This is a genomic window from Mucilaginibacter sp. P4_C11, assembly GCF_056402115.1.
Genome location: NZ_JBFUIA010000005.1, coordinates 38315 through 60034, shown reverse-complemented (window position 1 = coordinate 60034; position 21720 = coordinate 38315). Strand labels below are relative to the sequence as shown.

Here is a 21720-nt window from a genome sequence, read left to right as displayed (position 1 = left end):
TCATGCTGTAGTTTCTTCTTCCTCCTCGTCCTCGTAGCTTTCATCTTCCAAATCCAGCCGGCAAATCCAAACACCCAATAACAAAGGGAGTAAAAATGGCAGCAGCATGGCCGATAACTCAAAGGGCGAATAAGCGTTTTTAGCCGCCAATGCTCCAATAAATACCAAAATAATAACAATTCCCAGGGCAGCCGACACCCGCTGCTTAAATGCAATTACGGTTGAACTCCTGGTCATTCGTGGGATAATAAAAGTAAGCAGCGCGCCCAAGGGGCAGGTAAGCACAATTAGCACCCCAACCGATAATGGATACTCTTTAATAAAGGCGATAGATAGGATACTCCCGGAGTGAAAGAAAAACTGGCTGACAAGGATTTGCAGCACAGGTGCAATGATCACCATAGTTAACCACACCTTAAAACTGTAAAATTGCGCCGGATCCATAGGCTGTTATTGTTAAAGAAGTAAATATAAAAGATATCGGCTTTCAAACAAGGGATGCGCTCTATGTGGCAAAAAAAATTGGGAAACAATGCTTAAGTTTGAAATGTTAAGGCTGATTTATGTACTCACCCTGTTAAACAATTGATAATTTGACTACATATACAACCCTGATTATCTTAAGCGGACTGGTGATTTTTTCCTACCTCTTCGATTTGATAGCCGGCAAAACCAAAATCCCTTCGGTTATTTTATTGCTGATGCTTGGCATCGCGATACATTTTGCTGTTGACTATTTTGGAGTGAAAATGATCAATTTTAAGGTGATTTTGCCTACGCTTGGCACGTTGGGCCTTATACTGATTGTATTTGAGGGGGCGCTGGAACTGCGGTACAACAACGATAAAAATGCCATCATCAAAAAAGCATTCTTTTCGGCATTTACGATTTTACTGGTTAGCGCATTTGTCATTACGTTTATCATCAGGTATTTAACCGGGCAAAGCTTTTATCTGTGCTTTGTAAATGCCATACCTTATTGCGTGGTCAGTTCGGCAGTGGCTATTCCTTCGGCATCCAATCTTGGTAAAAATAAAAAGGAGTTTATTATTTATGAGTCTTCTTTTTCGGATATCCTTACCGTGGTGCTGTTCAACTTTATAGTGCGTAACCAGCAAATTGATGTGGTATCGTTTATAAAACTTGGCGGCGAACTTACAGGCATTATTATAGCAGCCATTATATCCTGCCTGCTGTTGCTTTACCTTATTGGCCGATTAACGCATCACATTAAATCGTTCCTTATTATTGCCTTGCTTATATTGGTTTATTCGGTAGGGCAGTCGTTTCATTTATCGGCATTGATAATTGTACTGGCGCTGGGGTTGTTCCTGAACAATGCCAATCAAATCAGTTTTCCGTGGTTCAGAAAACTGTTTATCTATCCAACCTTTCAACACGATATCAAACAGCTTTTCCAGCTTTCGGCCGAAAGCGCTTTTTTGATGCGCACGTTCTTTTTCATAGTTTTTGGTTATACCATGGATATTTATGAATTGCAGGATATTACCTTATTGTTAACCGGCGGTGCAATATTGGTGTCCATTTACCTGGTCCGTTTTTTATATATCAAATTCATATCCAAAACCGACCTGATGCCCGAGTTAGTAATAGTACCCCGCGGGCTAATCAGCGTGTTGCTGTATTATAACCTGCCAGATAATTTGAAGATACCGCAGGTTGGTACGGGGCTGCTGTTTATTGTAGTATTGGGTACAAGCCTGATATTGAGTTTGGGATTATTTGCGACGAGGAGGAACCTGAATCAGAATTTACAGGATTAAAGAATTTGCAGAATAAACTATGCATACATTCTGTTCATTTTAAAATTCTGTAAATTCTGATTCAGACTTTAGCAAGTTCCGGGTTTTACCACACCCGCTATCGGCCTACATTTGTTTATAAATAACAAATAAGATGATGAACACACAGGAAAATATCAATTACGATCGTATTGCCGAGGCGATAAATTATATAAAACTCAACTTTAAAAACCAGCCAAATTTAGATGAAGTTGCCGAAAAGGTTAACCTCAGCCCCTTCCATTTTCAGCGTTTGTTTACAGATTGGGTGGGCATAAGCCCTAAAAAGTTTTTACAATACTTAAGCCTTGAATATGCCAAAGGTATTTTAAAAGATAAGCAGGCAACCTTGTTTGATACCGCCTATGAAACAGGCCTGTCGGGCACCGGGCGTTTACATGATCTGTTTATCAACATTGAAGGCATGACACCGGCCGAATATAAAAACGGAGGCAGGGAGCTGAGCATTAACTACAGTTTTGCCGAAAGTCCGTTTGGTAATATCATTGTGGCATCTACCGCCAAAGGCATTTGTTATATGGCTTTTGCCGACGATCATGCCGACGCTTTAGGTCAGCTTAAACAGCATTTTCCTAATGCTGCCTATACCCAGGTAGTTGATATGATGCAACAGGATGTTTTGCATATTTTTAAAAAAGACTGGTCGCAATTGCCGGCAATAAAATTGCATTTAAAGGGCAGCAGTTTTCAGTTAAAGGTGTGGGATGCCTTGCTTAAAATACCAATGGGGGGCTTATGCAGCTATGGCGATGTTTCGCAAAAAATACAATTGCCAAATGCCAGCCGGGCAGTAGGCAGCGCCATAGGAGCTAATCCGGTTGCGTTTTTGATCCCTTGTCACCGGGTCATCCGGTCAACAGGCGAATCTGGTCAATACCATTGGGGGGCAACCCGTAAATCGGCAATGATAGGCTGGGAGGCAGCAATAGTTAATCAATCTGTATCAATATAAAAGGTGATGGAAATTAAAGAACGAATTACCCGTTTAAACTGGGGCGATATCAAGACAGATATGGATGCCCGTGGGTATGCTGTAGTGAAAAATGTATTAACTGCCGATGAATGCGCCGGCCTGGCTAGTCAATATGTAGATGACGACCTTTATCGCAAAACCGTTGTGATGGAGCGCCATCATTACGGCAGGGGCGAGTACAAGTATTTCAAATACCCATTGCCGGTAATTATTCAGCAATTGCGGGAAAGTGTTTACCCGCAATTGGTCCCCATAGCCAATAACTGGATGGAATTGCTAAATAAGCCAACGCGTTTTGCCGATACTTTAGATGAATTGCTTCAGCATTGCCATCAGCATGAACAGTTGCGCCCAACCCCGTTAATTTTACAATATGCCAAAGGCGGGTATAACGCTATGCACCAGGATTTGTATGGCGAAGTATTCTTCCCTATCCAATCGGTTTTTATTTTAGATGAGCCCGGGGTTGACTATGAGGGCGGCGAATTTATTTTGCTGGAGCAAAAACCGCGCGAACAATCAAGGGCAATGGTGTTAAAACCCGGTAAGGGCGATATGGTATTATTTACAACCAGTTACCGCCCGGCAAAAGGCAGCAAAGGCTACCACCGGGTTAATATGAAACACGGCATAGCCGAGATTACAAGCGGCCGGCGACACAGCATGGGAATTATTTTTCATGATGCCAAATGATGGTTGCAACCCGGGATTTGAGGTAAATTGACGCTTTAAAACGCCTGCGATTGCAATTGATTTGTCAGGATAAACGCATCTGATTGGGTTAACATAACTTAACACATTTCAGATAAAATATTTATAAGTTATTAATAATCAATATTTTATATTTTATCATGGTTAACACTAAACTGATTGCGCAATTTAGGCGCATCCAAATACTTGTGCCAGGTGTTGGCCAATACAAGTCACTTGGATACTTCCATCATTTAGCGGGGACCAGCCAATAAAAATAAGGTATCGTTTTATGCTTATATTTTCCGGGCGATATAAGCTTATTCCCTTAGCTATTATTAAATAACAGCTTATCGCCGTTAACTATTTAGATGCGTTTGCCTGATTGATTTATGCCATAATTTACATCAATAGTTAATTTTTGCTAAATTTATCGCAATTCTATGTTAACCCCCTTTCAGGATGGCAGAAAAGGTAGCTATAAGCGATGTGCAATTGATCGACTGGTTAAAGTCGGGCGATGAAAGTGCGTTGAGCGCTATCTACAAAAAATACTGGCAGCAATTGTTCTTATCGGCTTATAATGTTTTAAAAGATAAGCAGGCCTGCGAAGATGTTATCCAGGAGCTGTTCATTAAGATTTGGAATAGCAGGGATAATATCGAAATAGCCGTATCATTAAAAGCATACCTGTATGCGTCCATCCGTTATGAAGTTTACAGGCAAATTCGTGTCGGGGTTGCAACAAGCGATGTGTTTGATGCCCTTGCGAACCGTTTGCAAAGCCCTGCCACTCATGAAAATTTAGAATACAAAGAGCTGGTTTCACAGGTAAATTCGGTAGTTGAAACGCTACCCGAAAAATGCCGCGAAGTTTACAAACTTAGCCGCGAAGAGTACCTAACCCACAAGCAAATTGCCTCAAGGCTCAATATATCTACCAAAACAGTGGAAAATCATTTGACCAAAGCGCTTAAGCAATTGCGTACTTCGCTGGGGACGTTGTTTTTGTTGTAGATGGGGTTACATGTCTTTTCTTGACAGATCTGTGCTTCTTCAACACCAATTTAGAGGCGTAGCCTCGGCCAATCTTGTAGCCACGGGTTTTAACCCGTGGAAAAAAATGAAGAGAACGATTGAGAACCGTAGCCTCGGGACATATTTTCAATGCGTATATATCGTTTGAACAAACTGAACATGCTTGCATTACACTAATATGGGCCGTGCCCATGGCACTCTTGTTGTCCTCTGGCAAATCAACCACGGGTTGACACCCATGGCTACAATATGTTTCGGGCCGATGGCCCTTTTTTGCCTGAAAACAAATTTACTTATCAGGCCGCAATCTTCCCAAATTTTATTTTCTTCCCACGTAGGGGATACCCCTGTATTTATACTCTCCTTATAAAAACCAGGTTGTGCAAAAACAGGAATTTCAACAATTGATAGATAAATACCTTAACGGGCAGGCTACTGCCGATGAGGTGCAACTGTTAATGGAATTGTTTGACAATGCCCAAACCAATAATGATTGGGACGACCACACGCTTGGCGTAAAGCACGAGCTGGAAGATAAAATGCTGCAGCGTTTGCAATCGGCTGTGCAGCAATCGTCGGCAAAGCATCAGTCAAAAGTGTTCAAAATCTTTGCTTTCAGGAAAGTAGCTGCTGCGGTAATCGGCCTTATGGTCGTTAGCGGCGGAGTGTATTATTGCATGCAGCATGTTGCAAAAGATAACATTGCGGCAAAAAACAAAACGGTGGTTAAGCATGATGCCGACCCCGGTAAAAATCAAGCAGTCCTAACCTTAGATAACGGCGAAAAAGTGGTGCTCGATTCTGCAAGAATCGGCACCCTTGCCCAAAAAGGCAACATCAGCATTAAAAAAACCAAAGATGGGCAACTGGTTTACCAGGCCAACGGGAGTAACACCTCACTGGTAAATGGCTCTGTAGCTTATAATACCATTAGCACACCACGCGGAGGCCAATACCAGGTTATATTGCCCGATGGCAGCATAGTTTGGCTCAACGCGGCGTCATCGCTAAAATTCCCCACTGCATTTACCGGCAACCAACGCCATGTTGAATTAACCGGCGAGGCCTATTTTGAAGTGGCTAAAAATCCGTCGAAACCATTCGCGGTAAATGTCGGCGCACTTAATGTAAAAGTACTGGGTACCCATTTTAATATTAATGCTTACGCCGACGAGGATAACGTCAAAACAACTTTACTCGAGGGATCAGTACAGTTAACCAGTGGCAATAGCCATAATTTGCTCAAACCAGATGAACAGGGTATAGTTAAAGGCAACAATATCCGGGTTGTTGAAGTAGATGCCGAAAGGGCCGTAGCCTGGAAAAACGGTTTTTTTGATTTTAACCGGGCCAGTATCAGGGATATCATGAAGCAATTATCGCGATGGTATAACATCGAGGTGGTTTACAACGGCAAAGTATCCGACGATGAATTTATGGGCAGGATTGAACGAAATGTGAAGCTATCGCAGGTGCTGCACGTTTTGGAGCTTAGCCATGTGCATTTTAAAGTTGAAGATAAAAAGATAACAGTATCACCTTAACCATATCCGTTTTAACATTAACCTTAAAAAAACATCTACCTATGAAAAAAAGCATACATCTCCATTAACACCCTACAACTACCTTACCCATGAAAAATGCCGGGAGTACTGCAATACTCCCGGCTTAAAATGCATGGGCTAAGCTTTTACTGAGTTTCCTTAACAGACACATTCACCCAAAACACGACGAAGTTATGCAATTAAACTTTAGGGGTAAAGTATTTTATGTACCCCAAACATCAAACTCCAAACTGTTTTTGACAATGAAGTTAACGGTTATCCTGATTATGATTGGCTGTTTACAGCTTAACGCCAAAAGCTACTCGCAAACTATAACGTTAAGCGCAAACAATACTGCTATTGATAAAGTATTTACCGCCATTGAAAAGCAAAGCGGTTTTTATTTTTTTTACAAATACAATGAAATTAAGCAGGCCAAACCCGTTACGCTTTCCTTAAAAAATGCCACGCTTGAACAAGCTTTACGCGAGTGTTTTAAAGACGAGCCCTTTACCTACACCATTGACAACAAAACCATTATTGTAAATAAAAAGGAAGAGCAGGCGGTTTTGCCCGATAAAATAACGGTTACCGGGCAGGTGCTTGATAATACCAAACAACCATTACCTGGTGTAAGCATCACCATTAAAGGTTCAAATACCGGTGTAATAAGCGGGGCCGACGGTAAATACAGCATCCAGGTTGATGATAACGCGGTGCTGGTTTTCAGGTTTGTAGGATTTAAAACCAGGGAAGAGCCTGTTAGCAAACGGGCGGTTATCAATGTATCCCTTGATGAAGATAATCAGCAAATGAGCGAGGTGGTAGTAGTGGGATATGGTAACCAGGAACGTAAAAACGTTACCGGCGCTGTTGGAACCGTAAAAATGGCCAATATTAAAGAGATAAAAGCTGCCAGCCTTGATCTGAAACTGGCAGGGCAACTGGCCGGTGTTACCGTTAACCAGGTTACAGGTACGCCGGGTGGTGGTGTGGCGGTTAATATTCGCGGCGCCGGTTCAGTAGGTGCCGGCGATAACCCACTGTACGTGGTAGATGGCTTTCCGCTCTCGCCGGGTTTTGATCAATATTCGAATCCGCTGAGCACCATTAACCCGGATGATATTGAAAATATAAGCGTGCTTAAAGATGCTGCTTCAACCGCCATATATGGTTCGCGTGGTGCAAACGGGGTTATCCTGATAACCACTAAGCGGGCAAAAAAAGGAGAATCGTCTGTTACGGTAAATACTTCAACCGGTTTGCAATCGGTATTGCCCAAAAGCAAACTTAAAATGATGACTGCGGCCGAATTTGCCCAATGGCGCACAGAAGCTATCCAGGATGCCAACGCGGTTAACGGTACAAATAACCCCATACCCGATGCGTATAAGAACCCTCAGTCGCTTGGCAAAGGCACCGATTGGTTTGATGCTGTAACCCGTGTTGCACCAATGCAAAATTACGATGTTACCATAGCTAACGGTACCGAAAAAGTACGGTCGTTGTTTTCATTGGGCTACTTTGATCAGCAGGGTACCGTGCTGAATACAGCTTTTAAACGCTACTCGTTAAAGGCAACAATTGATGCGGATATAGCTAAGGGCTTAACCGTAGGCTTAAATATAGCCCCAACTTATAGTTTCAGGAATTTACAGGAAACAGACGGACACTTTCTTTCGGCGGCCTTAAGCCAGGCTTACCTGGAAAGCCCGCTTGTGCCGGTGAAACAACCAGATGGATCGTATACCAACGTTATTGGCTCGCCTGGTACTTTTCAAAATAATAACCCCGTAAGCTCGCTTGTAAATACTACCAACAAGCGTAACGAATTCAGGGCCCTTGCCAACACTTATATTGATTATGAAGTAATTAAAGGACTAAACATAAAATCGACATTCGGGGTCGATTATCAAACCAAATCACAGGATTATTACAGGCCATCATACCTGGGCGGGTTCAACGTTCCAAACCGCGATGGTAACCAGCAAAAAGCAGTAGCCTCATTCACTTCGCAAAATGTTTTTAACTGGCTTAACGAAAATAGCATTAACTACAAAAAAACCTGGGGCAGCCATACGTTAACCGTATTGGCCGATTACTCCATACAACAGGAAAACTCACATGATCGTTTTACTTTCGGCACAGGTTTTCCTGATGATGCCATACGGTCTGTTGCGAATGCAACCATAATTACTGCTGATGCAGGCGATGCCGAGTGGCGTTTACAATCGTTAATTGGGCGGGTAAATTATGCATACAAAGATAAATACCTGTTAAGCGGGTCTATTCGCCGCGATGGTTCATCAAGGTTTGCGCCCGGGCATCGATGGGGTACCTTCCCCTCGGTATCAGGCGGATGGCGCATCTCCGACGAATCTTTCTTTCCTAAAATAGCCGCGGTTGAACAAGTTAAGTTTACCGCAAGCTATGGCCTTGCAGGTAATAACGACGTAGGTAATTATGATTATATCCCCGTTGTTGATGTAGCCAATTATACATTTGGTGGCGGCCTCGCACCAGGAGCCTCAATAACCGACCAGATTGGCAATACCGAGCTTGGGTGGGAAACCACCAAACAGCTGGATATAGGCATGGACGTATCGCTGCTAAAAGGCCGCATTTACTTAATTGCCGAATATTATAACCGTTATACCCAACGGATGCTGCAGTATATCCCAATTCCTATTGTATCGGGCTATGGTTACGCTTTATCAAACGTGGGTAATGTACGTAACCGGGGATGGGAGTTTACGTTAACTACAAAAAACATAGTAGAACGTAACTTTAACTGGTCAACTGATTTTAACATCTCATTTAACCGCAATAAGGTGCTTGATTTAGGCCCCACACCATACATCTACGATGCGCCTAAAAACGATAACCCAACAAGTATTACCAAAGTGGGCTTGCCTTTAGGCCAGTTTTACGGGTATATTTTTGAAGGGATATTTCAAAACCAGGCCGAACTTGACAAATATCCGCATTTTGACGGTGAACAGGTTGGCAACATCAGGTACAAGGATATCAATAACGACGGCGTAATTGACGGCAACGATCAAACCAATATAGGCAACCCCTGGCCCAAATTTACATTTGGCTTTAGCAATCATTTTTCATACAAAAAGTTTGATCTGAATATCATTACGGCGGGTTCGGTTGGCGGGCATGTATTTGATATGTACAAGCAGTTTACCACCAATTTAGATGGGGTTTTTAATGTCGAGGAGTCGGTAATTCACCGCTGGCGCTCGGCAAGCAATCCAGGAGCTGGAATATTGCCAACCACCGTTTCAAACACCAATCTTGCGCGTGATTATTACCCATCTTACTGGGTCGAAAGTAACTCGTACCTGGCGGTTAAAAACATTGATTTTGGATACAATTTTAAAACAAAGTTCACCAGGAATTTCAGGGTGTATTTCAGTGCCCAAAATGCCATACTGCTAACCGGCTATAAGGGTGGTAACCCCGAGGTAGGCATAGATGGGCAGCAGGGTAACCGGTCGCTTTCGCCCAACGTAAATTTTACGGGCTACCCTGTTTCGGCAATTTACACCTTGGGATGTAACGTAACATTTTAATTGAAATGAGTATTCAAACGAATGATGGTGAAACCATAACAATCGAAATCATGAAAAAATACATATACATTTTCCTGGTACTTATCGCATGTGGTATGTGGGGGTGTAAAAAAGATTATCTTAACCTTCAGCCTGCCGATACTCAAAACACAACCAACTTTTTTAAAACACAGGCACAGTTTGTTCAGGCGGTTAACGGGGCTTACGCACCATTACAGGGCCTGTATAATGGCAGTTTTTGGGCAATGGGCGAAATGCGGTCTGATAATACATCGTACGAGTTTGACCCCTATGATCGCTCTGGTACTAACAAAGAAGAAATAGACGAGTTTAGGGAGTTGAACAATAATGATATGGTAGGTGCCTTTTTCAGCGCCAGCTATACAGGTATTGGCCGCTGCAACGCTATTTTGGCCAGGCTGCCGGCCGTTAAACTGGATGCTGCCGTTGCAGATACCATTGCCGGGCAAGCCAGTTTTTTACGCGCTTTTAACTATTTTAACCTGGTGCGTATGTTTGGCCGGGTGCCACTGGTACTTAACGAGGTAGCATCGGTAAGCGAGGCTTACAAGGTAGCAACCAAGGCCGAAGTTGCCGCTGTTTACGCTGCTATTATTGCCGATGCACAGGTTGCGGTTGCCAAATTACCCGTAGCTTATGCCGGCGCAGCAAATAAAGGCCGGGTAACCAAGGGGACTGCCGAAACCATGCTTGCCGAAGTGTATATGACCCAGAAAAAGTTTGACCTGGCTATACCGCTATTGCGCAATATTATCGCATCAAACGCCTATAGTTTGAACGCCGATTATGCCGACAATTTTGATATTACCAAAGAGAACGGCCCCGAGTCCGTTTTCGAGATACAATACATTGAAGGTTCCAACGGGTTGGGCAGCGATTTTGTGGATACGTTTATACCCTGGGATTATTATGACTCGGATGTAAGCGGTTTTGAGATAGCCAACGGCGCGCAAAACGGCTGGAATATCCCAACACAAGATCTGGTTAACGCATACGAGGATGGCGATAACCGCAAAGATGCTTCGTTAATTGAATTTACGTCTGACGAGTATGGTGTGGATTTGCCATTTATTAAAAAGTTTGCAACCACCAGCGCTGTGCAGGGTGTAACCGGCAAAAACTTCCCGGTATACCGTTACGCTGACGTTTACCTGATGCTGGCCGAGTGCCTTAACGAGCAGGGCTTTGCAGGTGGCGGCGATGCCTTTAAATATTTAAACCTGGTACGCGAACGCGCCGGCCTGGCAGCTAAATCTGTTGGGAATGATGATCCTGCATTAAATGTTTCGGGGCAGGATGGTTTTCGTACTGCTATAGCGCATGAAAGGCAGGTTGAACTTGCATTTGAAAACCACCGCTGGTTTGACCTTTTACGTACAGGTAAGGCAGTTGCCGTGATGACCGCCCATGGCGCCCGCGAAAAGGCGTTTAAAAAACCTTACTGGAATGTTAACTCAGCTGCATACTCAAATATCCGCCTGCTTTTTCAATACCCATTAACCGAAGGCACCCTGGAGCATTAGCCCCCTGGGCTTACCGGCCCCGCGAAACTTTTGCGGGGCCATTTTCGTTTACTGATAGATATTGCAATTACCACATCATTTTTACTTGTTTTATAGCTAAATATGTACGGTACTTAAAACAAAAATCGTTCTAAAGCTATATTTAATGCATGAATTATATTCAACAGGTAAGCGTGCTCAAAAAAGGATGCTTCAGTATCGTTTTATTATTTTCTGTTTCCCTAAGCTGTTTCTGCCAGGTTAAGCCATTACCACCACCCATCACGGTTGATAACCTTATTTGTGAGTATAAAACCAACCCCATATCGGTTGCCGTTGCTAATCCCCGTTTGAGCTGGAAACTGGTATGCCCGGAGCGCGGTATTCAGCAAACATCCTACGAAATAAGAGTTGGAAGTAATGCAGTGTCGTTAACTAAGGGCAAGGATATCATTTGGGGTACTGGTCGTATTTATTCAGATCAATCTATCCAGATTTATTATGGCGGGCCGATGCTTGCTTCGCGCCAAAAAGTTTATTGGCAGGTTAGGGTATGGGATAATAAAAACAGGGTAACCCCCTGGTGCATGGTTAACTTTTGGAAAATGGGTTTGCTAAACCCTGCCGACTGGTCGGCCAAATGGATCCAGGATACCTATGTGTCTGATACCACCGGTGGGCCGGCGCCAATGTTCCGTAAAAGTTTTAAATTAGATAAAAAAGTGCGTGCTGCACATTTATACATTACGGCGCATGGCGTTTTTGAAGCGCAAATAAATGGCAAGCGCGTCGGCAACGATTATTTTGCACCCGGCTGGACAAGTTATAACAAACGCATCCAGTACAATGTATATGACGTTACTTCCAGTATCCAAAAAGGTGATAATGCTATAGGAGTAACCATAGGCGATGGCTGGTACAGGGGTTATACTTATAACCGTAAAAAAAATGTATACGGTAAAAAACTGGCCCTGCTTTGCCAGTTGGAGTTAGTTTATACCAACGGTAAACGCGAAATAATTAATTCAGATAAAAGCTGGAAAGTGGCTTATGGCCCAATACGCTCGTCGTCTTTTTTTGATGGTGAGGTTTATGATGCCCGCAAAGAAAAAATTGGCTGGACCAGTCCCCTTTATAAGGAGATGGGTTGGGACACGGTTAAAACCGATTCGACCATTAAAGATAACTTGATTGCCACAGCAGGTCCCACCGTAAAAAAACACGAAAAGTTTTTACCCCTAAAGGTATTTACCACACCGGCAGGCGAACGGGTTGTTGATTTTGGCCAAAACCTGGTAGGCTGGGTGCAGTTTAAACTGAAAGCAAAGGCAGGCGATACCATAAAACTTTACCATGCCGAAGTGTTGGATCAGAAAGGGAACTTTTACACCAAAAACCTGCGCACAGCCAAACAAGAAATTACCTATGTTTTTAAAGATGACAGCCTTGCCACTTTCGAACCTCATTTTACTTTCCAGGGCTTCAGGTTTTTAAAAGTGGTAGGTTATACCGGTCCGCTGGATTCAACAAATTTAGCTGCTTATGCCGTTTACTCGGATATGGCGCAAACGGGCAAATTTTCTACCTCAAACCCTTTGGTTAACCAGTTACAGCACAATATTCAGTGGGGGCAAAAAGGAAACTTTATTGATGTGCCTACCGATTGCCCGCAGCGCGATGAACGCATGGGTTGGACGGGGGATGCACAAGCCTTTTGCCGTACTGCCACTTTTAATATGGATGTGGCAGGCTTTTATACCAAATGGCTAAAAGATTTAACCGCCGATCAGCATAAAGACGGGGCTGTGCCTTACGTGATACCCAATATGCTGGATAGTGCATCGTCAGCCGCATCCGGCTGGAGCGATGTGGCCACCATAGCCCCCTGGAATATTTACCTGGCTTATAACGACAAGCAGGTGTTGCAGCAGCAGTACGAAAGCATGAAGGCCTGGGTGGGCTACATTCAGCTACACAGCCGCAATTACCTGTGGGATACAGGCAACCACTTTGGCGACTGGCTGTTTTATGCCGGTACCAATTACGAAGATGGCGCCGCGCTAACCGACAAAAACCTGATAGCGCAGGCATTTTATGCCCATTCAACCCAATTGCTCATCAATGCAGCCAAAATATTGGGCAAAAGCGATGATGTTCAAAAATATTCGCAACTGTTATATAATATCAAAAAAGCGTTTAACAGCGAGTATGTAACGCCCAATGGACGCATGATTTCGGGTACGCAAACATCCTACGTGCTGGCATTGAATTTTGATTTACTGCCCGAGAACCTGAGGGTATCGGCAGCAAAAAGGCTGGTAAAAAATATTGACGATTATGATGAGCATATCACCACCGGGTTTTTAGGTACGCCCTATATTTGCCACGTTTTAAGCCGTTTTGGGTTTACCGATATCGCTTACGATCTGCTGATGAAAGAGTCCTACCCATCGTGGTTATACCCGGTTAAAAACGGTGCCACCACAATTTGGGAGCGTTGGGATGGCATTAAACCCGATGGAACTTTTGAAGACCCCGAAATGAACTCCTTTAACCATTACGCCTACGGTGCCATAGGCGATTGGATGTACCGGGTAATTGCCGGCATTAATACAGATGAGGCTGATCCGGGGTTCCACAAAATTATTATTGCGCCAAAGCCGGGCGGTAAATTAACCAGCGCGCAGGCCGAACTGGAAACCCTGTACGGCAAAATAAAATCGGCATGGAGTATTGATAATGGCATATTTACCCTCGATATTGTAGTGCCGCCAAATACTACGGCGCATGTTATTTTGCCATCGGTAACAGATCAGATCACCGAAAGTGGCCTGGATTTTAATACCGAAGAAGAGATAACCGAAATTAAAAAAGTTGGTAATGATGAACAGATGAATGTAGTTTCGGGTACGTATCATTTTGTATATACGCTTAAGGCCCCGGGGAAAAAGATCTGATAGCCGGGTGATTTATGGAAATAATAAAAACATGGCAAATACAATAGTTGGCGATAAGGGCACCAGCACCAGCAGGCCACGACTACTTTCGCTCGATTTTTTTCGTGGCTTTACCGTTGCGGCTATGATCCTGGTAAATGATCCCGGCGATTGGGGGCATATTTACTGGCCGCTGGAACACTCTAAATGGAATGGCTGCACCCCAACCGACCTGGTGTTTCCCTTCTTTCTTTTTATGGTTGGGGTATCCATCGTTTACGCCATGCAGGGAAAAAAGGCCGATGAAGCAAACCATAGCAAGGTTATCCTTTCTATCCTGCGCCGTACATTAATCATCGTTGCATTAGGTGTTTGCCTGCCCCTGATCAGTGATTTCCAGTTTGCCCATCTTCGTTTCCCCGGCGTATTGCAGCGCATAGGAGTGGTATTTGGTATTACCGCCATTATGTATTTGAAAACAAATACCCGTACGCAAATTATTATTGCGGTAGGCTGTTTAATAGGTTATTATTTAATCATGACCTTTGTGCCGGTTCCCGGCGTAGCTCATCCCAACCTGGAAAAGGAAACCAATTTGGGTGCTTATATTGATAGGATAGTTTTTACCACCAATCACCTTTGGCAGGCCTCTAAAACATGGGACCCTGAAGGGCTGTTGGGCACTATACCTGCTATTGGTACCTGTTTGTTAGGCATATTTACAGGCACCTGGCTTAAGAGTGACCGGCTTAAAAACGGCAACGAAATTTTTAAACTTACTGGTGCGGGCGTGCTGCTGGTGATACTTGGCTTAGTATGGAACACGTTTTTCCCTATCAATAAACAATTGTGGACAAGCTCGTTTGTGCTGTTTACTGCCGGGTTGGCTATTATTATCCTATCGTTATCGTACTGGCTTATTGATATAAAAGGCTATAAGAAAATCCTGCCGCCATTCCTTGCCTTTGGCCGGAACGCCATAGCTGCTTATGTTTTAGCCGATGTAATCCCGGAGATACTATCCATTATCCCGGTTACGGACAACGGGCATAAAACAAATATCTGGTCGTACATGTACTTTCACCTCCTTACGCCCAATTTTTCGCCAGAGAATGCGTCGCTGATATCGGCCATACTTACGGTTATCATTATATTTATCCCTGTTTGGATATTGTACGTCCAAAAAATCACCGTAAAAATTTAAGTCTCCCCCTATATTACATGAACAACATCAGCATAAAATATTTAACCGCTATTTTCATAGGTACCTGCATCAGTTTACAGGTAAAGGCGCAGCTACACATTATACCGCAGCCTTTGCACTTAACCGAACAAAAAAGCAGCTTTATTTTAAGCAGTAAAGCAGTTATCGGGGTTGATAAAGAAAGCGAGGCTGTGGGTAAATACCTGCAAACCTACCTTGCTACGTATTATAAGCTGAATTTGAAGCTTAAAGTTTATCCTAAAGTTCCGGCCGCTACAACTATCCAATTGGTAACCACAGCAACCAATAAACAAGGTGCTTATAACCTGGAGGTAAAACCCCGCACGGTAAAAATATCGGGTAACGGCGCCGGCGTGTTTTACGGGGTACAGTCATTAATTCAATTATTACCGGGGCGGGCCGTTGCTCCTTTAAAATTAACGGCATGCAGTATTGCCGATGAACCCCGCTTTCAGTGGCGTGGTTTAAGTTTGGATGTAAGCCGCCATTTTTTTACGGTTGATGAGGTTAAGAGGTATATTGACGTGATGGCCCATTACAAGCTAAATGTATTTCACTGGCATTTAACGGATGATGAAGGTTGGCGCATCCAGATTAATAAGTACCCAAAACTGACCGAAGTTGGTGCCAGGATCACCTATTATGAAAAACAGGGAAAATTTCGGAAACTGGATAATTTGATAGATGGTGGTGGCAGAGACGGATTTTATACCCAGGCTGAAATAAAAGACGTGGTGAAATACGCGCAGGACAGGTTTGTAACCATTCTGCCCGAAATTGAAATGCCCGGCCACAGCGAGGCTGCTATATTTGCTTATCCCGAATTAGGCTGCCAGGATTCAACCGGTGCCAAACATCGTGTGCGCATGCTGGATCCGGGCGAGTATACTTTTACCTTTATGGAGAATGTGCTTACCGAAGTGATGGCACTGTTCCCAAATCAATACATTCACATTGGCGGCGATGAAGCCGAGATGGAGGCCTGGCTGAAAAGCCCAACGGCCGTAGCGCTGATGAAAAAGGAGGGCCTGAAAAGTGAGAAGGAGGTACAAAGTTATTTTATTAAACGAATAGAAAAATTCCTGCTCTCCAAAAATAAAAGACTCATTGGCTGGGACGAGATATTGCAGGGTGGCCTGGCCGAATCGGCCACGGTAATGAGCTGGCAGGGTGAGGCGGGCGGTATAGCCGCGGCAAAAATGCACCACCATGTGGTGATGACACCGCTGCCTTATATGTATTTTGATGCACCGCAGGCCGCCGAGGATTTGGAACCGGTGGGATGGAACCCAACGGTAACCTGGCAAATGGTGTACAACTACGAACCCATGTCTAAAGAGCTTAACGCCGAAGAGGCCAAATACATTTTAGGTGCCCAGGGCAATATCTGGGCCGAAAAAGTGCCCGCTGCAACACACCTGCAGTACATGGTTTACCCGCGTGCTTTAGCTGTAGCCGAACTCACCTGGTCGGCAGCGGAAAATAAAGACATAGATAGATTTGCCTATAAGATGAAGCAGCAATACGGCTACTTCAAACTCTGGAACTGGAATGCCCGCCTGCCCGATATTGTGGGTATGGATAACATTGTAACCAACAGCAACCAGTTTGGCCTGGTGCTTAAATATCCGCTGTTGGGCGCGCAGGTACGTTATTCGCTTAACGGCAAAATGCCCGATAGCACCGCTAAACCACAATCGTTCCCGTTAAAAATCAATACCATGCTGCAGGATACATTCAGCATTAAAACCTATACCACCTGGACACTAAATAAGCAACATATTTTGCAGGAAGCGATGATCAGGCATGTGGATATTAAGCCCGTGGTTATTGACCAGGCGGCATTTACTCCCGGCTTCAGCTACCGGCTGATTAAAAGCAAGGAATACAATATTGATAAAGTAGATACCACTCAGGTGGTGACAACTGCTATCATTAATTCAGCAACGCCCATGGTGCTGCCGGTAACAGACGGTAACCTGACCTGGGTAAAAGTAAACGGCTTTATCCGGATTACTGCCGACGGTGATTACCAGTTTACTTCGGGCTTTTTGGTTAGCCCGGCGCTGTTTATCAATGGCGAGCAGATCATATACCGGGGCAAGGATAAGTACGCGCAGCCGCAAAAAGGAATGCTTCACCTTAAAAAAGGTGCCTATGCTATTAGCGGCCATTATATTGCCGATAACACCAACCGTAACGAGGATTTGCTGATTATCAAAGCTGCCGATGGTGAGGTGATAGATCCTCAGGTTTATATGTTCCATCAATAAACGTTTGATATGAGGTTATCCTGGTGCCCGAAAGTTACGTTGTTGCTATTTTACCTTGTTGCGGGTCGTATAGCCTATGCCCAAACATATGGTAAATACGTAAACCCTTTTATAGGCACATCGGCAACCGGGCATACATTTCCGGGTGCTACTGTTCCTTTCGGATTGGTGCAGCTAAGCCCTGAGACCGGTAACTTTGGCTGGAATTATTGTTCGGGTTACCGTTATGAAGATAGCGTGATAACCGGTTTTGCCCATACCCATTTAAGCGGCACCGGCGGTGTTGATTTGGGCGATGTATTGTTTTTCCCATTCCAGGGAAATGAACCCATAAAATTCGAGAGCAAATTCTCGCACCAAACAGAAAAAGCATCCCCAGGGTACTATGAGGTTGTTTTAGGCGATCACAACATCAAAGCGCAGCTCACCGCTGCGGCTCATGCTGGTTTGCATCGTTATACGTTCAGCAAACCTGGCAAGTCGCATTTGCTTATTGACCTGCAAAGCGGCCTGGTTGAGGATGCCGAACAATTGAAAGAGCATGTATCTGAAGGTAGCATTACCATCAACAGCAAAAACAACATCAGCGGGTATGCCAATACCAGCCAATGGGTTGAGAAGAAGGTGTTTTTTACCGCTACGTTCGGCAAAGCCTTTACCGGCTATCATTTTATTGATGGCGACGCCCATCGCCGATTGGTTGTTGATTTTGACACCCAGCCCGGCGAAACAATTGAAGCCAGGGTTGCCATATCTACAGTGAGCATCGATGGAGCCCGTAAAAATCTTGCTGCCGAAACGGGCAATAAAACCTTTGCACAGGTTAAAGCCGAGGTGGCCAAAGTTTGGGAAAACTATTTTTCCCGGTTGAAGGCCGAGGGGGGAGACGAGCAGAAAATAGCCTTTTACACCAGTATTTACCATGCCCTTATCCAACCCAATAATATTGCAGATGTAGATGGCAAATACCGCGGAGCTGATGGCTTAGTGCATCAGTCTGCCGATAAGGTTTATTATTCCACCTTGTCATTATGGGATACCTACCGGGCCGCTCATCCACTGTATACACTCATCTGTCCTGATAAAGACGGGCAGATGGTTGAGACGATGCTGCAACACTTTAACGTAGCTAAATTATTGCCTGTATGGACATTGTTTGGCAAAGAAAGCTACGCTATGATAGGCAATCATGCCATCCCGGTTATTGTGGATGCCAGCCTGAAAGGGATTAAGGGCTTTGATAAGGAACAGGCATTTGCGGCCATTAAAGCTACGCTTACCACCAATAAAAACCCTAAATACAATTGGGATTTGTACATGAAGTATGGCTACCTGCCGTCTGAATTGGTAAAGCGCGAGGCGGTATCGCGTACCTTAGAGGCTGCTTATGACGATTGGTGTGCGGCCCGGTTAGCCAAATTGCTTAACAAAACATCAGATTACAATTACTTCAGTAAACGGTCTTCCTTCTACAAAAACCTGTTTGATAAATCAACCAACCTGATGCGGGGCAAACTGGCCGATGGTAACTGGGTACAGCCCTTTGCCAACCTGGATAGCGGGCAACTGGCCATTGGCGGCGACTATACCGAAGGCAACGCCTGGCAGTACACCTGGCAGGTACAGCAAGACGTTCCGGAATTAATAAAATTGATGGGAGGCAGGCGGGCGTTCCTAACCAAACTCGATTCGTTGTTTAGTATGGATTCCAAAGTGTTTGGCAAGGCCTCAACGCTGGATGTTACCGGGTTGATAGGACAGTACGCGCATGGCAATGAGCCCAATCACCATATTGCTTATTTATACACGCTTGCCGGCGATGCTGCTAAAACGCAACGTTTGGTAAGGCAAATTGCTGATCAGTTTTACCAAAACAAACCCGACGGCCTATCCGGGAATGATGATTGCGGGCAAATGTCGGCATGGTATATTTTTACAGCCATGGGCTTTTACCCGGTTAACCCGGCCGATGGTAAATATGTGTTTGGTGCACCCCAGTTAAGTAAGGTTAGTCTGGCATTACCCGCTAATAAAAGTTTTGTTATCGAGGCTAAAAACTTATCGACAGCCAACAAGTATGTACAAAGTATCAGTTTGAATGGTAAGCCTTATCTGAAGAATTATATCAGCCATAAAGATATTTTGAAAGGAGGCAGGCTGGTTTTTCTGATGGGGGATAAGGGAAGCGAGACCTTAAAAAAATAAAGGACTGCACTGTCAGGGCAAACGCTTTTAATTGGGTTAACATAACTTAACACATTTCAGATAAAATATTTATAAGTTTTTAATAATCAATATGTTATATTTTATCATGGTTAACGCTAAATTGGTGTATTGCGCAATTTAGGCGCTCCAATATTGGTGCCCATTGTTGGCGATACAGCTGCCGAAGGTACCAGGTGCTTTTTACCAGGATCAGGCAAATGTATCAGAGCCGCTCAAATGCTGCCTACATTGATATCCCAGGATATTTTCCAAATTCACGCTTTTTACAATTTTCCACTCTTTCAATTCATCTATAAAGTCGGGCTTATCAAGTCCGGAATTTATGGCTGCCTGGGTATAGAACGCCGACTTTGCAGGATGATTTGGTGCACATCCGTTAAAAAGATATCCAAAGGCATCCTGGCGAATAATAGCTTTTGCTAATCCTATACAATCGTCCAGGTGAATGAGGTTAACAGGCGCATTCCCGTTCGGAATATTTTTTTTACCGGCAAAGAAACGTCCGGGATTTCGGCCGGGGCCAATTAATCCCGCGAAGCGGACAATGGTTGTTTTAAATGCCGGGTCATTTTTGAACAGGTTTTCGGCTTCCAGCAGAATTTTGCCCGATTCTGTATCAGGTAGCGGAGGGGTGCGCTCATCTACTTCGCAATTTAAATCGGCATATACCGCCGTTGAACTTATGAATACCACTTTTTTTACATGGTGAAGCCTAATTGCGCTTAGTATACGCCGTATTTTAGGAATAAACTCGGCGCCGGCGCCCGACCGGGCTTTTGGCGGTATCGCGATAAAAAGCACTTCGCAATCAAAGAAATCAGCGTTATATGCTTCGCCATCTGCAGAGAAATTGACCAGGTATGGCTCAATTCCTTCATTAGCCAGCAAAGCTATTTTTTGCTCCGATGTTGTTGATCCTTTTACCCTTATCCCATCGCTGATAAGTGCTTTGGCTAATGCCAGGCCGTACCAGCCGCAGCCTAATATACTGATGGTGTTTTTGTGCTGAAATGCAGCTGTACTCTCCAATTTTAATGCTTTGTGGCAAAGGTAATTAAATATTTCAGGGTGTTTAACAACATAAATATCTGCATTGGGTTTAAACTTTTTGCCGGGGCTAATCGTTATTAGAGTATGAAGAAAGAAATTTTGGCAACTTCTGTAGTATTAGGTTTGGGTTTGGCTGCTTCGGCCCTGGTGCTGCACGCCCATGAAAAACCTTTGGAAACTGTAAATTACGTCGACCTGAAAAAATACCTGGGCACCTGGTTCGAGATAGCCGCATTTCCGCAGCCGTTTGAAAAAGGATGTTCATGTACATCGGCAACCTACGGCCTGGCCAGGGATGGCAGTATCATTGTTAAAAACAGGTGCATTAAAGGAACCGAGCTTAAAGTAACAGAGGGCCGTGCAACGGTGACAGATAAAGGAGTTAACTCCAAACTGTCGGTGCAATTCTTCTGGCCTTTTAAAGGCAAGTACTGGATAATCGATTTAGCAAAAGATTATAGTTACGCCGTGGTTGGCCACCCAAACCGTAAATTTTTATGGATTTTGAGCCGAAGGCCTACGCTGGACGATCAAACTTATAACCAGTTGCTGGTGCGGGCCGCAAACAAAGGTTTTGATATTCGCCAACTGGTAAAAACCGAGCAAATCGGAGATTTGTCGGGAATTTAACAATTGATTTTATAGCTCATGAAAGGCTTTATCAGCAATGATAAGGCCTTTCATGCTTTTAAGTTTATTGAATTGTATGATGATGCAGGTAATAAAATATTAAACAAAAATTAACTTAATCATAATGTTTTAATAATCTGCCTAAGTAAAACATACAGTTTGCATATCTTTTAAATAAACATTTCATAACTATTTTGATATTTGC

General features: G+C 44.0%; 14 protein-coding genes. 12 read left to right on the top strand and 2 right to left on the bottom strand.

The window, feature by feature from the left end; all coding sequences use genetic code 11:
* Complete coding sequence (locus tag AC1DU2_RS06095; RefSeq protein ID WP_477383352.1) at positions 1-444, bottom strand: hypothetical protein; 444 nt, start codon at positions 442-444, stop codon at positions 1-3.
* Positions 445-593: 149 nt separating this feature from the next.
* Between AC1DU2_RS06095 and AC1DU2_RS06090 the strand changes: the two genes are divergently transcribed.
* From AC1DU2_RS06090 to AC1DU2_RS06040, 11 genes are all read left to right on the top strand, one after another.
* Positions 594-1784: a cation:proton antiporter domain-containing protein gene (locus AC1DU2_RS06090; RefSeq protein ID WP_477383351.1), complete on the top strand. Its 1191-nt coding sequence runs from the start codon at positions 594-596 to the stop codon at positions 1782-1784.
* A gap of 136 nt (positions 1785-1920) precedes the next feature.
* A complete protein-coding gene (locus tag AC1DU2_RS06085; protein WP_477383498.1) occupies positions 1921-2775 on the top strand; it encodes a bifunctional helix-turn-helix domain-containing protein/methylated-DNA--[protein]-cysteine S-methyltransferase in 855 nt (284 codons plus the stop codon).
* 6 nt (positions 2776-2781) lie between these two features.
* On the top strand, positions 2782-3489 hold the full coding sequence (locus tag AC1DU2_RS06080) for a 2OG-Fe(II) oxygenase (protein ID WP_477383350.1): 708 nt from the start codon (positions 2782-2784) through the stop codon (positions 3487-3489).
* Positions 3490-3948: 459 nt separating this feature from the next.
* Complete coding sequence (locus tag AC1DU2_RS06075) at positions 3949-4503, top strand: RNA polymerase sigma-70 factor (RefSeq protein WP_477366412.1); 555 nt, start codon at positions 3949-3951, stop codon at positions 4501-4503.
* Positions 4504-4904: 401 nt separating this feature from the next.
* Entirely contained in the window at positions 4905-6068 is a 1164-nt protein-coding gene (locus tag AC1DU2_RS06070; protein WP_477366409.1) for a FecR family protein, read from the top strand.
* Positions 6069-6262: 194 nt separating this feature from the next.
* Complete coding sequence (locus AC1DU2_RS06065; RefSeq protein ID WP_477383349.1) at positions 6263-9652, top strand: TonB-dependent receptor; 3390 nt, start codon at positions 6263-6265, stop codon at positions 9650-9652.
* 50 nt (positions 9653-9702) lie between these two features.
* Complete coding sequence (locus tag AC1DU2_RS06060; protein ID WP_477383347.1) at positions 9703-11196, top strand: RagB/SusD family nutrient uptake outer membrane protein; 1494 nt, start codon at positions 9703-9705, stop codon at positions 11194-11196.
* Between the two features lie 149 nt (positions 11197-11345).
* Positions 11346-14132 (top strand): family 78 glycoside hydrolase catalytic domain, encoded by a 2787-nt coding sequence (locus AC1DU2_RS06055; RefSeq protein ID WP_477383346.1) that lies wholly within the window; start codon positions 11346-11348, stop codon positions 14130-14132.
* Positions 14133-14163: 31 nt separating this feature from the next.
* On the top strand, positions 14164-15315 hold the full coding sequence (locus tag AC1DU2_RS06050; protein ID WP_477383344.1) for an acyltransferase family protein: 1152 nt from the start codon (positions 14164-14166) through the stop codon (positions 15313-15315).
* Positions 15316-15332: 17 nt separating this feature from the next.
* On the top strand, positions 15333-17609 hold the full coding sequence (locus AC1DU2_RS06045; RefSeq protein ID WP_477383342.1) for a beta-N-acetylhexosaminidase: 2277 nt from the start codon (positions 15333-15335) through the stop codon (positions 17607-17609).
* A gap of 9 nt (positions 17610-17618) precedes the next feature.
* Positions 17619-19814, top strand: coding sequence for a GH92 family glycosyl hydrolase (locus AC1DU2_RS06040; protein WP_477383341.1), 2196 nt, complete (start codon positions 17619-17621; stop codon positions 19812-19814).
* A 210-nt stretch (positions 19815-20024) separates the two neighbouring features.
* Here AC1DU2_RS06040 and AC1DU2_RS06035 read toward each other — a convergent pair whose 3' ends face one another.
* A complete protein-coding gene (locus AC1DU2_RS06035; RefSeq protein ID WP_477383340.1) occupies positions 20025-20864 on the bottom strand; it encodes an SDR family oxidoreductase in 840 nt (279 codons plus the stop codon).
* Between the two features lie 105 nt (positions 20865-20969).
* Here AC1DU2_RS06035 and AC1DU2_RS06030 point away from each other — a divergent pair, with 105 nt between their 5' ends.
* Positions 20970-21515, top strand: a complete 546-nt coding sequence (locus AC1DU2_RS06030; RefSeq protein WP_477366384.1) for a lipocalin family protein — start codon at positions 20970-20972, stop codon at positions 21513-21515.
* Positions 21516-21720 lie beyond the last annotated feature (205 nt).